The organism is Duganella sp. LjRoot269 (genome assembly GCF_964254095.1).
Lineage (GTDB): Bacteria > Pseudomonadota > Gammaproteobacteria > Burkholderiales > Burkholderiaceae_D > Rugamonas > Rugamonas hordei.
In genome coordinates, this window is the sequence record NZ_CAXUSL020000001.1 from 5633028 (window position 1) to 5648226 (window position 15199).

The window sequence follows — 15199 nt, forward strand, 5'->3', positions numbered from 1 at the left end:
AGCCAAAAAACCTGCGGATCATGGACATGGAAGCACAAAACAGCCTCTCCAATCTCTTTATTTCATCCGGCGTGCCCGGCCTCGACGAGGTCCTGGCCGGCGGCCTGACCAGCGACCGGCTCTACCTGGTCGAGGGCGAGCCCGGCACCGGCAAAACCACGCTGGCGCTGCAGTTCCTCAACGAGGGCCAGCGCCGCGGCGAGTCGGTGCTGTACATTACGCTGGCAGAAACGGCGGTCGAGCTGCGCAGCGTGGCGGCTTCGCACGGCTGGGACATGGAAGGCATCCAGATCGAAGAAATCCTGCCCAATGAAGACGTGCTCAATCCCGAGCAGCAGTACACCATCTTCCATCCGTCCGAAATCGAGCTCGGCTCCACCACCCAGCGCATCCTGACGGCGATCGACAAATACAAGCCGCGCCGCGTGGTGCTCGATTCGCTATCCGAGCTGCAGCTACTGGCCGAGAGTCCGCTGCGCTACCGGCGCCAGGTGCTGGCGTTCAAGCAGTATCTCGCCAGCCGCAACTGCACCACCATCTTCCTCGACGACCGCACCGCCCTCAGCACCGACCTGCAGGTGCGCAGCGTGGCCCATGCGGTGCTGACGCTGGAGCTGGCCGACCAGGCCTACGGCGCCGAGCGGCGCCGCCTGCGCGTGGTCAAATACCGCGGCATCGCCTTCCACGGCGGCGCCCACGACTACAAGATCGTCCGCGGCGGGCTGCAGGTCTATCCGCGCCTGGTGGCGGCCGCCACCCGTGCCACCGGCCAGCGGCGCCAGCTCTCGAGCGGCATAGCGGCGCTGGACCAGTTGATCGGCGGCGGCCTCGAAGAAGGCATGAGCACCCTGATCTCCGGCCCGCCGGGCACCGGCAAATCCACGCTGGCGGCGCAGTTCGTCCACGCCGCCGCCGCGCGCGGCGAGCCGTGCGCGATGTTCCTGTTCGAGGAAGCCCGCAACAACATGCTGAACCGCTCGGCCAATCTCGGCATGGACCTGGCCGGCGCCATCGACGGCGGCCTGCTGTCGATCCAGCAGATCGACCCGGCCGAACTGGCGCCGGGCCAGTTCTCGCACGCGGTGATGCAGGCGGTCGAACGCGGCGTGCGGGTGGTCGTCATCGACAGCCTGAACGGCTACCTGAACGCGGTGCCGGACGAACGCTTCCTGACCGTCTACCTGCACGAGCTGCTGACCTACCTGGGCCAGCGCGGCGTGGTCAGCATCATCGTCGGCGTCCAGCAAGGCATGATAGGCACCGGCATGACCACCTCGGTCGACGCCAGCTATATCGCCGACAACGTCATCATGCTGCGCTACTTCGAGGCCGAGGGCGAGGTGCGGCAGGCGATCTCCGTGTTCAAGAAGCGCGGCAGCGCGCACGAGCGCACCATCCGCCGCTTCGCCATCGGCGGCAAGGGCATACAGGTCGGCCCGGTGCTCAAGGGCTTCCACGGCATCCTGACCGGCGTGCCCACCTACGACGAGGACCCGGACCGGGCCGCGGCCGGCTGACTCGCATGGAAAACCGCATCCTGATCTACGCCCCCACCGGCCAGGACGCGCCGCTGGCGGCCAAGGTGATGGCGATGGCGGCCATCGACAGCCACGTCTGCCGCACGCTGGCCGAACTGGCGGAGCAACTGGAACTGGGCGCGGGCGCGGTGCTGACGGTGGAGGAAGCCCTGGGGCCGGGCGGCTACAAGCTGCTGCAGGACTGCGTGGCGCGCCAGCCCGACTGGTCGGACCTGCCCATCATCCTGCTGACCCACCGCGGTGCCGATTCGTCGGCGGTGCGGCAGGCGGTGGCCGGCCTGGGCAACCTGAGCCTGATGGAGCGGCCGGTGCGCACGCTCGCACTGATCACAGCCCTGCACTCGACGCTGCGCGCGCGCAACAAGCAGTACCAGGTGCGCGAGGCGGCGCGCCGCAAGGATGAATTCCTGGCCAGCCTGGGCCACGAACTGCGCAATCCGCTGGCGCCGATCCGCACCTCGGTCTCGCTGCTGACCCACCTGTATCCGGACGCGCCGCCGGTGGCGCGCATCCGCGACATGGTGGAGCGCCAGGTGCGGCTGCTGACGCGGCTGGTGGACGACCTGCTGGACGTGGCGCGCATCACCAGCGGCAAGATCAAGCTGCAGCGCCAGCTGGTGAGCCTGGGCGCGGTGATGAACCACGTGAACGAATTGTGCGCGCAGGCGGCCAGCGCCAAGCGCATCCACATCGCCTGGCAGCTGCCTGCCGAGGAAGTCACGCTCGACGCCGACTACGCGCGCGTGGTGCAGATCTACGCCAACATCCTGTCGAACGCGGTCAAGTTCACGCCGCAGGGCGGCAACGTGGTGGTGCGCGCCGAGCGCCAGGACGGCGAGCTGCTGGTGACAATACGCGACAGCGGCATCGGGCTCGACGCGGAATCGATCGCGCGCATCTTCCGCATGTTCGAGCAAAGCAGCACCGTCAGCGGCCAGTTCTCCAGCGGCCTGGGTATCGGCCTGAGCCTGGCGCGCCAGTTCGCGGAAATGCATGGCGGTATCGTGGAGGCTTACAGCGCCGGCCCCGGCATGGGCAGCGAGTTCGCGATCCGGCTGCCGGTGCTCAGCAGCGCCGTGCGCGACGCGGCGCCGGCAACGGCGGCCAAGGGCGTCGACGGCCGCAAGATGCAGGTGCTGGTGGTGGACGACAACCAGGACGCCGCCGATTCGCTGGCCGCGCTGCTGGAAATCGACGGCTTCGACGCCCATGCGGTGTACGACGGGGCCAGCGCCATCCAGCTGGCCGCCGAGCTGGTGCCGGACATGATCATCATGGACCTGGGCATGCCCGGCATGGACGGCTACGAAACCGCGCGGGCGATCCGCCAGCGTGCCGGCGCCGAGCGCATCCTGATGGTGGCCCTGACCGGCTGGGGTCAGAACGACGCCCGCCGGCGCACCGGCGAGGCGGGCTTCGACTATCACCTGGTCAAGCCGGTGGAGCTGGAACAGCTGGTCCGCCTGGCCGGCGCGCGGCAGAACCGCGAACAGGTGCAGGCGGCGCGCTGAGCCGGATCGGTCAAATCGGCTTGACGTTGATGGTGGCGCCCTGCAGGTACAAGGCGTTGGTCGATTCGAACGCCGAGTCGGTGCCCAGCACGATCCAGAACTTGCCATCCTTGTCGGCCTGCAGCTCGATCGCTTCGCTCGACTTGCGCGTGGCCGACGCCCACTTGCCGCCGTTGCAATCGAGGCCGTCGACGCCCTGCGTGCCCAGCACCTTGCCCTGGCGTCCGGATTCGGCCTGGTTGCCGCGTTCCAGGTTCAGGCGGTAGTTGCCGTCGGCCTGCTTGAGCGTCTTCGGCTCGTCGGCGCTGGCCGCCGCCACCAGGTACACGCTATCGCCGCGCGAACCGCCGACGCCGAAACAGCCCGCCGCCGCATCGGTCGCAAAACGCATCTCGAAGGTCAGCGCATATTTCGCGCAGGGGACGAAGCCGCCCACCTGGCGCTTGGCGTAGGTCAGCACGTCGTCGCTGTTGTTATGGGAGATCAGGTAGTAGCCCTTGCCGGTCAGCGGCGCCGGCAAATCCTTCCAGGACGCGGCCACCTCGGTCGGCTCGGTGCCGTCGGTGTAGTCGGCCACACCGGTGCTCCAGCCGTCGATGCCGGCGCTGAAATCGACGGTGAGCGTGGACGCCACCGGCGTCGGCGAACCGGCGGGCTTGGACGGCAGCAGCACGATGTCGGTGCCGCCGCAAGCGGTCAGCGCCAGCATGCCGGCGGCGGCCAGCGCGATACCGATATTGGTACGGATATTTTTTTGTTTGGACATGGTTTCCCCTAAAGTTGGTGGCGCCCTCGTGAGGCGCAGCATCGCAGTTTAAGGAAAGCTTAAGTATTTGGAAAAGTAATTTGTAACCACAGGTAAGTTACAATTTATAACGACAATGACGTCCAGGTTTTGGTAAACGCGGACCTCATTTCCAGTCGCCGCGCAGCGCCAGCACCTGCTCCTTCAAGCCTTCCGGCGTGACGTCGTGCGGCGCCACCGGCAAGCCGACCGCCAGCGCCAGGCGCGAACGCAGGCCGGTGCGGAAGGCGCGCTCGAACACATTGTCGTCGCTGCGGCTGAGCAAATGCCCCCACAGTCCGCGCAGCGCCATCGGGATCACCGGCACCTTGGTGCGCTCGATGATCTTGGCGATGCCGCCCTTGAACTCATTGAGCTCGCCGGTATTGGTCAGCCGCCCTTCCGGAAAGATGCACACCAGGTCGCCCTCGTGCAGCGCCTGCGCGATGTCGACGTAGGCCTTCTCCATCAGCCACGGGTCTTCCTTGGCCGAAGCGATCGGGATCGCGCGCGCGGTGCGGAAGATCCAGCCCAGCAGCGGCAGCTTGAAGATACGGTGGTCCATCACGAAGCGGATCGGGCGCGGGCTGGCCGCGCCGATGACGATGGCGTCCACATAGCTGACGTGGTTACACACCAGCACCGCCGCGCCTTCGGCTGGAATGCGATCGGCGTCGATCAGGCGCACGCGGTGCACGGTGTGGATCAGCAGCCAGGCCAGGAAGCGCATCAGGAACTCCGGCACCAGCGAGAAGATGTAGATCGCCACCACCGCGTTCAGCAGCGCCGTCACCAGGAACAGCTGCGGTATCGTGAAGCCCTGGCCCAGCAGCAGGATCGCCACGCCGGCCGCCGCCACCATGAACAGCGCGTTGAGGATGTTCATGCCGGCGATGGTGCGCGAGATATGAGCCGGGTCGCAGCGGATCTGGATCAGCGCGAACAGCGGCACGATGAAGAAGCCGCCGAACATGCCGATCATCAGCACGTCGAACAGGATGCGCCAGATCGCGTGGTGCGAAGCCATCATCGCGAACGCGTCCAGGTGCGGGCCCGAGGCCAGCGCGCCGGCAATGGCGGCGAAGTGCTGGCTGGAGAAATACAAGTCGGCGCCGAACAGCGACAGGCCGATGGAGCCGAACGGCACCAAGCCGATTTCCACCTTGCGTCCCGACAGGCGCTCGCACAGCAGCGAGCCGGCGCCCACGCCCAGCGAGAACACCGTCAGCAGCAGCACGAACACGCTGTGGTCGCCGTGCAGGAAATCCTTGGCGTAGACCGGGAACTGCGCCAGCACCAGCGCGCCGTAGAACCAGAACCACGAATTGCCCAGCATCGACAGGAACACCACGCGGTTCTTGCGCGAGAAATTGATGTTGCGGATCGATTCGCCGACGAAGTTCCAGCTGACCTTCAGTTCCGGCACCGGCGCCGGCGCATTCGGGATGCGGTAGCTGGCGATCAGGCCGAGCAAGGCCACGGCGATGGTGGCGATGGCTTCGAGCGCGATGCCGTTCGGCCTTTGCACCACCAGCACCGCGCCCAGGATCTCGCCCAGCAGGATGCCGACGAAGGTGCCCATCTCGGTCACGCCGTTGCCGCCGATCAGTTCCTCGGGCTTGAGCTGCTGCGGCAGGTAGGCGTACTTCACCGGTCCGAACAGCGTCGAGTGGATGCCCATGCCGACCACGGCGGCCACCAGCAGCCACAGCGTGTGGGTGAACCACCCGAGTCCGGCGACGCACATGATGACCACTTCCAGCCATTTGACGAAGCGCGTCAGGCCGGACTTCTCGAACTTGTCGGCCAACTGGCCGGCGGTGGCGGAGAACAGCACGTACGGCAGGATGAACAGGCCGGGGATCAGGTTCGTGATCAGCGACGGCGACAGCGTGGTCCAGCTGAGCGCGTCGAAGGTGAGGATGACGACCAGCGCGGTCTTGAACAGATTGTCATTGAAGGCGCCGAGAAACTGGGTCCAGAAAAACGGCGCGAAGCGGCGTTGCGACAGCAGGGAGAACTGATTGGGCTGGCTCATGTCGTACCGTTCAATGTGAGACTTGCGGAAAGATTGAGCGGATTATAACCGCATGCCGCGACGGTGCGGCATGCCTACGAGCAATAAGCTGGCGTCAGATCAATTGCGATGGCGCAGTCCGGGCGGGACTCACGCCGGCGCGGCCTCGCCGCGCACCGCCGCCTCGATCCTGGCGACGTCGATCTTACCCATCGTCATCATCACCTTGAACGCGCGCTGCGCCACCTCGCCGCCCTGGGCCATGGCGTCGGTCAGAACGCGCGGCGTGATCTGCCACGACAAACCCCATTTGTCCTTGCACCAGCCGCAGGCGCTCTCGCTGCCGCCGTTGCCGACGATCGCGTTCCACAAGCGGTCGGTTTCGGCCTGGTCGTCGGTGGCGATCTGGAAGGAGAACGCCTCGCTGTGCTTGAAGGCGGTGCCGCCATTGAGGCCGATGCATGGAATGCCGCACACGGTGAATTCGACGGTCAGTACGTTGCCCTCCTTCCCGCCTGGAAAATCGGACGGCGCACGGTGAACAGCCCCGACCGTGCTGTTGGGAAAGGTACGGGCGTAAAAATGCGCGGCCTCTTCCGCGTCATGGTCATACCACAGGCAGATCGTATTCTTCTTCATCGTTGCTCTCCACTATAGTCGTTGACGGGATCAAAACGTTATCCGGCATCTGCACCGGGAAGTCGGCCTTCAGGATATCCGAATCTCCAAACAGCGGCAAACCAACAGCGATACCGCCCGTCAACTCATTCGCTCGCAACTTGATGAACTCCGAGTACTTTATTTCAACGACGCGTTCAGGACGTCCTCCGCCCCGCTGCAGGCCAGCGCCCCGGCCGCCCGCGCCGTGGGGCCACAGATCGCGGTGGCCCGATCCAGTATCGCCTCTGCATCGGCGATCAGCTTGCGACGTTGCAGGCCGTGCAGGAATGTCGATGTCGACAGGATCAATACCTTGTCCGGTATGCGCACCAGGAAGTTGGCCTGTCGAACATCCGAGTCTTCGAATAACAATAAGCCGGCGTCGATGCCGCCCGCCAGTTCGTTCGCCAGCACCTCGGCCGCCGCCATTTCCTTCCTGCGCACCAGGTTTGTCCGCGTGTCGCGTCACCTCGAAACGCACCATGTCGGGAATGACTACGCGCACGCCGAGCAGCATCAAGCTGTCCAGCGCATCGGCTAGCGCGAGCGTGATGAGCGGCCCGGCATCCGTAACGATCAGCGCGATATTCATCCGAACACCTGCTCATAAAGAAGCCGCTGAGCCTCATTGAAATGCACGCGCGTATCGACGCGCGGCAACGGCAGGCCGCGCCGCGCCAGCTCGGCCAGTATCTCGCCGAACCACAGTCCGGTAGCCTGCTCAAGCTCCCGCCGGCCGGTTTTCCCTTCGGAATATGCACGCAGCAACTGGTCCAATTCCTGCCCAACAACGATATCGGTTTCCATGCTGAACCTCTCAGAGGAAGTCACCGTTTCACTATACACCTGCGCCGATGGGTATGGATATGGCGATGCGGGTGCCGGCCCCGATAGCGGTGTCGACGTCGATGCGGCCGTCGAAGGCGGCCACGCGTTCGCGCATGCCGACGATGCCGATGCCGGCCGACGCCAGCGCGGGATCGAAGCCGGCGCCGTTGTCGGCGATGCGCATGCGCAGGCCCGCAGCGTCGAGCGACAGTGCCACCGTCACCTGCGTAGCGCGCGCGTGCTTGACGACGTTGGACAGCGCCTCCTGCACGATGCGGTAAGCCGATATGCCGATCTCGCCCGGCAACCGCGCGTAGTCGCCGTCGGCATGGAACACGAAACGGCAGCCGGCATGGGCGCCGTCGTAGTGGCGCACCATCTCCTCGATCGCGCCATCGAGACCGAGCATGTCCAGCACTTCGGGACGCAGGCGTCGCACCAGCGTGCGGCCGCTGTTGTACAGGCCCAGCGCCAGCTTGATGATGGACTGCGCGCGCTCGCGCACCTCACCCGTCTCGCTGACATCGACGATGCGCTGCGCCTCCAGCCGCGCCGCGATCAGCGTGGCGTTGAGCTCATCGTGGATCTCCAGCGCGATGCTCTTGCGTTCATCCTCCACCGCCGTATTGACCTTGCGGATCAGGCGGCGCTTCTCGGCGTCCGCCTCGCGCAGCGCCTGCATCGACGACTGCAGCGAGGCGTTCAATCCCTTCGACAGCTGCCACGCCAGCAGCGCGCAGGCCAGCAGGCCGAAGCTGGCCACCAGCAGCTCCACGTAAAAGCGCCTGGTCTGCTTGACCAGCAACGCCGAAGGCGACATCGTCACCCGCACATAGCCCATCGTCTCGACAGCCACGCTGCTGGCACTTGCCGCCTTGTCCTTCAGGTACGGCTTGCCGTCGGCCGCCAGCATGGTCACGAACATCAGCCGCTTGAGCACCGGCGCCTCGTAGTAGCGGGCATCCGGCTCGCCGGGCGCGCGCGCCGCAGCATGCAGCAGTTCGCGGCGCTGCGCGTCGAGCACGTCGATGCGGTAGATGCTGGCGTCGGCGCGCAGCAGGCCGTTGATGGTCGGCTTCAGGTCATCGTAGCGATGCGTCAGCAGGCTGAATTCGCTGCTGTCGGCCAGCACCTTGGCCACCAGCGGTCCGCGCTCCGCCATCTCCTCGCGCACTTCCGTCAACCGCGATTGATAGGCATACCAGACGAAGGTGCAGAACATGTACGCCAGCGGTGTCACCGTAATTGCCAGCAGCCGCGCGCGCACGCTCCAGTGACGCCAGAAGTCGAGGCGCATCGGCTCAGGGCTCGATCAGGCCGTGCTTGACCGCCAGCCGCGTGATGTAGGCCGGCCGGTGCACGCCCAGCTTTTCCTTCACCGCCTGGCTGATATTGCTGATGGTCTTGGTGGAGACGTCGAGCTTCTCGGCGATCTCCGCGTTGGTCAGCCCCTCGGCCATCAGCGTGAAAATCTCCAATGCCCGCTCGTCCAGCTGCGACTGCGGCGACGCGTCGCCGCGCACCGACAGATTCGCCAGCCGCTCGGCGATGTGCGGCAGGAAGTACAACTCGCCCTCATGCGCGCGCCGCACGGCAGCCGCCAGGTCGGCCGGATCGCAATCCTTGGTCATGAAGGCGCGGCCGCCGAGGCGGTAGGTTTCCTTGATCAGGCTGTCCTGGTCGAACTGGCTGAGAAAGACGATGGCGGCCGACGGCGCCTGCGCCAGTATCCGTTTGGCCACGTCCAGCCCGGTCAACTGGTCGCCGAAGCGGATGTCGAGCACGATCACGTCCGGCGCCAGCCGCTTGTGCTGTTCCAGCGCCTCCTCCGGCGTGCGCGCCTGCGCCACCACATCCAGCCCCTGCCCCGTCAGCGACATCGCAAAACCCGTCATCACGATCGGATGATCGTCCGCCAGCATGACCCGTATTTTTTTCATTGCTACCTCGAAGAATGGTTTTCTACCTGATGGTGGAAGCATACCACACCATGAAGCAGCAAAATATTCCTCAAATTTCCTTTTATTTTGCTATTACATGGAATAGTATACTTCCAACATGTAGCAATAACACCCACCACCAAGGAGCACTTATGCAACCGAAAAAGAACCTGACCGGCCTTACCGTCGTCGCTGCGCTCCACGTGGCGCTGCTGGCCGCCTTCCTGCACGGCTCCAAGCTGACGGTGTCCCATCCGAAGGAAGCGGTGATCGACCTGACGCCGACCGACATCAAACCGCCGCCACCGCAGGTGCTGCCGCCGGACGTTCCGCTGCCGCCGCCATCCACGCCGGACATCTTCGTGCCGCCTGTGGAAACGCCGGTGGTCGCGACCAATCCGCCGCCGGTCACGGCACGGCCAATGACGGAGCAAACGCCGGTGCAGCAAGCACCGACCGGCGTTGCCGATAACGGCGCCAAGACCCAGGTGAAAGCGGCGCCGGTGCAGGTGGCGGCGGTGGTGGATTCGAATGCCTGCGCGAAGCCGGACTATCCGAAGAACGCGCTGCGCAACGGCGACACGGGCACCGTCACACTGGCGCTGCTGATCGGCACCGACGGCCGGGTGGCCGATTCAAAAGTGGAGAAATCGAGCGGCTTCCGCGAACTGGATCGCGCCGCGCAGGTCGGACTGGGCCTGTGCAAATTCAGGCCGGGCACGGTGGATGGCGTGCCGCAGCAGTCCTGGACCAGGATGCAATACGTGTGGAGCTTGAACGACTAGCGGGGAGGTGGAGGAATTCACGTACAATGCCTCCGTGCCAGTTCTCCGATCCCACCTGCTCGCTGTATCGTTGTCGCTGCTGCTGAACGCCGCAGCGGCGGCCGAACCTGCGCCCGTACGATTCCTGCTGACCTTCGACGACGGCCCCGCCGCCGCCGAAAGCGGCAATCCGACCGTGCATATCCTCGAAACGCTGGCGCACAATCCGCTGCAGGACAATATCAAGGCCGTGTTCTTCACCCAGACCCGCGCCTGGCACGGCGGCGGAACCGATGTCGGACGCGCCCTGATCAAACGCGAATACGACGAAGGCCATGTCGTCGCGCTGCATTCGGCCACCACTTTTCATTCGAACCACCGCCTCATGAGCCGCCAGGCGCTGGACGAATCGATGCAAAACGGCGTCGATGACCTGGTCAGCGTCACTGGCGCCGCCCCCAAGCTGGTACGTCCGCCGTTCTGGGCCTACGACGCCGGCACGCTGGAGTCGTATCACCAGCACGGCATGCAGATGCTGCTGACCGACCTGAGCGCCAACGACGGCAAAATCTACGGCGTCAACTTCAGCTGGCACAAGCGCTCGAACATGCTGACCCACCTGGCGGAAACACGCAAACGCTGGGCCGCCGGCGCCATGCCCGTATCGGACGGCGTCACACCGGTCGTCGTCACCTTCCACGACGTCAATACCTACACGTCGCGCCACATCCAGGAGTACATGGAAATCCTGCTCGACGTGGCGCATGAACTGGACGTGCCGCTGGCCGCCAAGCCTTTCTACGACGACCACGACGAACTCGAACGCGCCGCACTGGCCGCCTCCGTCAGCGACCCGAACACCAAGCCGCGTTTGCCCGGCCTGTGGAACTGGCTGTGGAATTGATTAAGGCAGCGTGACGATTTCCACCGTCGGCTGATCCAGCGGCAGCTCGCTGCACAACACCACCGACAGCTCCGCATGCGGCAGCGCGACGCAATGCCCGTCTGCCGCCAATCCCAATTTGAAGCGCGCTTCCTTCTCGCTCCACAGGCGGTAAAAGCCTTCGACGCGCTGAGCATCGGGCAGCATCCGCAGTCGCTGCCACTGCGCCATCTCGGCACTGTCGAACGCCTGTTCCGCCAGCGCGGCCAGGTCGCGGCCGGCGTCCATCATCTCGATATCCAGCCCCAGCGCCGTCTGCGTTCTGGCCGCGCAAGCAACCCAGCGGCCGCTGTGCGCGATGCTGAAACCCGGCAGGCCGCCCTTGGCTGCGGGCGCGATCAGGCGCGGCGCCTTGGCGATCTGCTCTTCAAGCCGGATGTCCTGCGGCGCCGCACCGAGCAGGCGGCTCAACGCCAGACGCAGCAGCACGCGTCCGACGACGAACTGCCGCTGTCGCTGGGCGCGCACGAAGCGCTGGTAGCGCGCCGTTTCGCCGGGCCCCAGCCAGCCGCGGAACCGCAGCAGATCGTCGTCCGCAACCGCGTCCGCATCCACCAGCCAAAGCAAAGCCGGGGCGGGCATTCAGCTACTCCATCGCTTGAAAATCAGCGAGGTATTGATGCCGCCGAACGCGAAGTTATTCGACATCACGTACTCGCACTGCAACGCCCGGCCCTCGCCGACGATGTAATCCAGCGGAGCGCACTCCGCATCGATCTGTTCCAGGTTGATGGTCGGCGCAAACCAGCCCTCGCGCATCATTTCGACGCTGACCCAGGCTTCCAGCGCGCCGCAAGCGCCTAGCGTATGGCCGGTATAGCTTTTCAGTGAGCTGATCGGCGTGGCGCCGCCGAAGACGGCCATCGTCGCCTGCGACTCGGCGATGTCTCCCTGCTGCGTGCCGGTGCCATGCGCGTTGATGTAGCCGATGTCCGAGGGCTGCAGGCCCGCGTCCAGCAGGGCCAGCTGCATCGCCTTCTTCATCGTCGCCGCATTCGGCTGCGTCACGTGGCAGCCGTCGCTGTTGGTGCCGAAGCCCACCAGCTCCGCATGGATCACGGCGCCGCGTGCCTGCGCATGTTCCAGGTCTTCCAGGATCAGGCAGCCGGCGCCCTCGCCGATCACCAGGCCGTCGCGGCCGGCGTCGAACGGACGCGGCGTCGTATGGCCGGCGTCGTTGCGGGTGCTGGTGGCGAACAGCGTGTCGAACACCGCCGCCTCAGTGGCGCAAAGTTCCTCTGCGCCGCCGGCCACCATCGCCAGTTGCTTGCCGCCGCGGATGGCTTCATAGGCATAGCCGATACCCTGGCTGCCCGAGGTGCAGGCGCTGGACGTGGTGATCACCCGGCCGGTCAGACCGAAGAACACGCCGATATTGACCGGCGCCGTATGCGCCATCATCTTGATATAGGTGGTCGCGTTGATGCCCTTGGTGGTGCGCTCCTCCATCATGCGGCCAAAGTCGCCAATGGCGCTCGGCGTGCCCGCCGACGAGCCGAACGACACGCCCATGTCGCCGCTCTTGAGCAGCGGATGCTCCAGCAGGCCGGCATCGGCCAGCGCCAGCTCGCTGGCGCGGGTGGCCATCAGCGCCACGCGGCCCATGCTGCGGATCGCCTTGCGGTTGTAGCGTTCATTCAGTTCGAACGGCGCCGCCGGTGCGCCCAGGCGGGTATTGAGTCCGTCGTAATCGTCCCATTCCGACATCCGCACGATGGCGTTGCGGTACTGGCCCAGTCGTTCGCGGATCGTGGACCAGTCGTTGCCGATCGGGCTGATGCCTGCCATGCCGGTGACGGCGACGCGCCGGCTCATGCCAAACCTCCGTTGACGGAGATGACCTGGCGCGTGATGTAGCCCGCTTCCTCGCCGATCAGGAAGCTGACGGCGGCCGCCACCTCCTCCGGTTTGCCGACGCGCCGCGCCGGTATCATCTTCAGCGCTTCCTCCATCGGCACGTCGCTGGTCATGTCGGTCTCGATCAGTCCCGGCGCCACGCAATTGACGGTGATGGCGCGCTTGGCCAGTTCCAGCGCCAGCGCCTTGGTGGCGCCGATGATGCCGGCCTTGGCTGCGCTGTAGTTGACCTGGCCGCGGTTGCCGATCAATCCCGACACCGACGCCAGCGTGACGATGCGGCCCGGCTTGCGGCGCTGGACCAGCGGCATCACCAACGGATTGAGCACATTGTAGAAACCATCGAGGTTCGTTTGCAGCACGATGTCCCAGTCCTCGCCGGACATCGCCGGGAAGGCGTTGTCGCGCGCGACGCCGGCATTGCACACCACGCCGTAGTAGCAGCCGTGCTGCCCGATGTCCGCCTCCAGCGCGGCGGCGGTGGCGGCGCGGTCGCTGATATCGAACTGCAGCACGCGCACCGCGCGGCCCATTTCCACGATCTCTTGCGCGACCGCGTCGGCCTCGCCGCGCTGGCTGCGGCAATGCAGCACCAGGTCGTAACCGTCACGCGCCAGGCGCAGCGCGATCGCCTTGCCAATGCCTCGGGAAGACCCCGTCACCAGCACGCTCATGGATTTATTCTGATTCATGCCACGTTTCCATCTTCGATAAATTGATTGACATTGTTGGGCTGGAAAACCGTCACGGTGGCTGTCGCCGCACTTGCCACGCCGCCAGCGCCATAGTCGGTGTCGATGCGGCACTCGAACGCGCCCAGTCCGTTATCGGCCAACAGCACCCGGTGCACATGCACCGTCAGCAGGCTGCCGGGGGCAAAGTACGTCACCTTCGCTTCGTACTTGCGCGAACCGAGCAGCAAGCCGACCTTGACTTCTTCACCGCGCCGCTGCGCCAGCCAGCCCGCGTGCGCGGCAATCGCCTGCGCCATGTATTCGATGCCCACCCACGCGCCCACGCCGTGTTCACTGGCCAGCATGCTGTCGGCGCGGATGCGCACTTCGGCGCACAGGTTGTCGATGTCGGCGCTCAGCACGCGGTCCAGCATCACCATCTGGCCGGAATGCGGCACCAGCGCACGGATATCCGGCATGCTCATGAAGTCCTCCCCAGCAGCAGCGCGGCATTGGAGCCGCCGAAAGCAAAGGAGCTGCTCAACGCAAGCCGCAGCGGACGTCCCAGCGCGGCGCCGCGCGGCACCAGGTTCAGCGCCGGCAGCGCCGGATCGGCAACGCCGTCCCACAGGTGCGGCGGCAGGCGGCCTTGCGGGTTATCGTCCTGCATGGCCAGCCAGCACAGCGCCGCCTCAATGGCGGCCGCCGCGCCCAGCGTATGGCCGGTGAACGGCTTGGTCGAGCTGACCGGCACGTCCAGGCCGAACAGCGACTCGATGACGCGCGACTCCATTGCGTCGTTCTGCTGCGTCGCGGTGCCGTGCATATTGATGTATTCGACCTGCGCCGCGCCGACACCGGCGCGCTCCAGCGCCTGCCCCATCGCCAGCCGCGCACCGGCGCCGGACGGATCCGGCGCGGACATGTGATGGCCATCCGACGATTCGCCCCAGCCCAGCAAGGCTACCGGCGCCGCGCCGTCGGCTTCGGCGCTCATCAGGAACAGGGCGGCGCCCTCGCCGATATTGATGCCGTTGCGGTTGGCGCTCATCGGATTGCATTGCGCCGCGCTGACCGACTCCAACGCCGCGAAGCCGGCCACCGTGAACGCGCAAAGCGAATCGACGCCGCCGGTCAGCACCGCGTCGCATAGTCCCATCTTGATCAGGCGCGCCGCGCTGGCCATGGCCTTGGCGCTCGACGAGCACGCGCTCGAATGCACATAGGCCGGGCCGGCGAGGCCCAGCTCCAGCGCCAGCATGGCGGCGGGCGACCCCATCTCCTGCGAGCCGTAATGAAAGTCCGGCGGCAAGGCGCCGGACAGCGTGTGATGGCGCAGCGCCTGTTCCGTCTCGCCGATGCCGGAGGTGCTGGTGCCGATCAGGACGCCGACGCGGTCCGCGCCGTAGCGGGCGATCGCCGCATCGACCGCGGGGCGTATCTGCGCCAGCGCCGCCAGCGCCAGCGCGTTGTTGCGGCTGCGATGCTGGACCGGCAGATGCTGAACCGACGGCAGTTCATCCGGCGCACGGCCCAGCGGCAGCTCGCGTCCCGGCGACCACTGCTCCGTCATCGCCACGCCGGTCTGCCCGGCGTAAAGACGCGCCTTGACCTGCGCGGCGCCGTCGCCGAGCGCGCAGATGATGCCGCAAGCGTTCAGGTGAAAATTCTGCATAAACTCAG

General features: G+C 65.9%; 16 protein-coding genes. 4 read left to right on the forward strand and 12 right to left on the reverse strand.

Annotated elements, in window-relative coordinates:
* Window positions 1–26 precede the first annotated feature (26 nt).
* Both ACSQ3S_RS25165 and ACSQ3S_RS25170 read left to right on the forward strand, forming a co-directional pair.
* Window positions 27–1517: an ATPase domain-containing protein gene (locus ACSQ3S_RS25165; RefSeq protein ID WP_436144124.1), complete on the forward strand. Its 1491-nt coding sequence runs from the start codon at window positions 27–29 to the stop codon at window positions 1515–1517.
* Window positions 1518–1522: 5 nt separating this feature from the next.
* Window positions 1523–3049, forward strand: coding sequence for a hybrid sensor histidine kinase/response regulator (locus tag ACSQ3S_RS25170; RefSeq protein WP_436144125.1), 1527 nt, complete (start codon window positions 1523–1525; stop codon window positions 3047–3049).
* Window positions 3050–3059: 10 nt separating this feature from the next.
* Here the strand turns inward: ACSQ3S_RS25170 and ACSQ3S_RS25175 are convergent, their stop codons facing one another.
* The 7 genes from ACSQ3S_RS25175 to ACSQ3S_RS25205 all read right to left on the reverse strand — a co-directional run bounded on the left by ACSQ3S_RS25175 (window position 3060) and on the right by ACSQ3S_RS25205 (window position 9278).
* Entirely contained in the window at window positions 3060–3815 is a 756-nt protein-coding gene (locus ACSQ3S_RS25175; RefSeq protein ID WP_436144126.1) for a hypothetical protein, read from the reverse strand.
* Window positions 3816–3960: 145 nt separating this feature from the next.
* Complete coding sequence (locus ACSQ3S_RS25180; protein WP_436144127.1) at window positions 3961–5871, reverse strand: MFS transporter; 1911 nt, start codon at window positions 5869–5871, stop codon at window positions 3961–3963.
* Between the two features lie 129 nt (window positions 5872–6000).
* Window positions 6001–6489 (reverse strand): VOC family protein, encoded by a 489-nt coding sequence (locus ACSQ3S_RS25185; protein ID WP_436144128.1) that lies wholly within the window; start codon window positions 6487–6489, stop codon window positions 6001–6003.
* 159 nt (window positions 6490–6648) lie between these two features.
* On the reverse strand, window positions 6649–6954 hold the full coding sequence (locus ACSQ3S_RS25190) for a hypothetical protein (protein WP_436144129.1): 306 nt from the start codon (window positions 6952–6954) through the stop codon (window positions 6649–6651).
* A 144-nt stretch (window positions 6955–7098) separates the two neighbouring features.
* The gene (locus ACSQ3S_RS25195) at window positions 7099–7317 is read right to left on the reverse strand and encodes a hypothetical protein (protein WP_176652039.1); all 219 of its coding nucleotides are present in this window, start codon (window positions 7315–7317) and stop codon (window positions 7099–7101) included.
* 31 nt (window positions 7318–7348) lie between these two features.
* Window positions 7349–8635 carry a sensor histidine kinase gene (locus ACSQ3S_RS25200; protein WP_436144130.1) on the reverse strand — a complete coding sequence of 429 codons (1287 nt, stop codon included), beginning with the start codon at window positions 8633–8635 and terminating at the stop codon, window positions 7349–7351.
* Between the two features lie 4 nt (window positions 8636–8639).
* On the reverse strand, window positions 8640–9278 hold the full coding sequence (locus tag ACSQ3S_RS25205) for a response regulator transcription factor (protein WP_436144131.1): 639 nt from the start codon (window positions 9276–9278) through the stop codon (window positions 8640–8642).
* A gap of 152 nt (window positions 9279–9430) precedes the next feature.
* Here ACSQ3S_RS25205 and ACSQ3S_RS25210 point away from each other — a divergent pair, with 152 nt between their 5' ends.
* Both ACSQ3S_RS25210 and ACSQ3S_RS25215 read left to right on the forward strand, forming a co-directional pair.
* Window positions 9431–10063, forward strand: a complete 633-nt coding sequence (locus ACSQ3S_RS25210; RefSeq protein ID WP_436144132.1) for an energy transducer TonB — start codon at window positions 9431–9433, stop codon at window positions 10061–10063.
* A gap of 34 nt (window positions 10064–10097) precedes the next feature.
* Window positions 10098–10946 carry a polysaccharide deacetylase family protein gene (locus ACSQ3S_RS25215; protein ID WP_353402686.1) on the forward strand — a complete coding sequence of 283 codons (849 nt, stop codon included), beginning with the start codon at window positions 10098–10100 and terminating at the stop codon, window positions 10944–10946.
* Here ACSQ3S_RS25215 and ACSQ3S_RS25220 read toward each other — a convergent pair whose 3' ends face one another.
* The 5 genes from ACSQ3S_RS25220 to ACSQ3S_RS25240 are packed head-to-tail and all read right to left on the reverse strand — an operon-like array spanning window position 10947 to window position 15191.
* Window positions 10947–11567 (reverse strand): 4'-phosphopantetheinyl transferase family protein, encoded by a 621-nt coding sequence (locus tag ACSQ3S_RS25220; protein WP_436144133.1) that lies wholly within the window; start codon window positions 11565–11567, stop codon window positions 10947–10949. It abuts the gene before it with no gap.
* Complete coding sequence (locus ACSQ3S_RS25225) at window positions 11568–12800, reverse strand: beta-ketoacyl-ACP synthase (RefSeq protein WP_436144134.1); 1233 nt, start codon at window positions 12798–12800, stop codon at window positions 11568–11570.
* Window positions 12797–13534 (reverse strand): 3-oxoacyl-ACP reductase FabG, encoded by a 738-nt coding sequence (gene fabG / locus ACSQ3S_RS25230; RefSeq protein ID WP_176652046.1) that lies wholly within the window; start codon window positions 13532–13534, stop codon window positions 12797–12799. Before fabG ends, ACSQ3S_RS25225 begins: the two co-directional genes overlap by 4 nt.
* Complete coding sequence (locus tag ACSQ3S_RS25235) at window positions 13531–14001, reverse strand: ApeP family dehydratase (RefSeq protein ID WP_436144135.1); 471 nt, start codon at window positions 13999–14001, stop codon at window positions 13531–13533. The genes fabG and ACSQ3S_RS25235 overlap by 4 nt, the downstream gene beginning before the upstream one ends.
* Complete coding sequence (locus ACSQ3S_RS25240) at window positions 13998–15191, reverse strand: beta-ketoacyl-ACP synthase (protein ID WP_436144136.1); 1194 nt, start codon at window positions 15189–15191, stop codon at window positions 13998–14000. Before ACSQ3S_RS25240 ends, ACSQ3S_RS25235 begins: the two co-directional genes overlap by 4 nt.
* Window positions 15192–15199 lie beyond the last annotated feature (8 nt).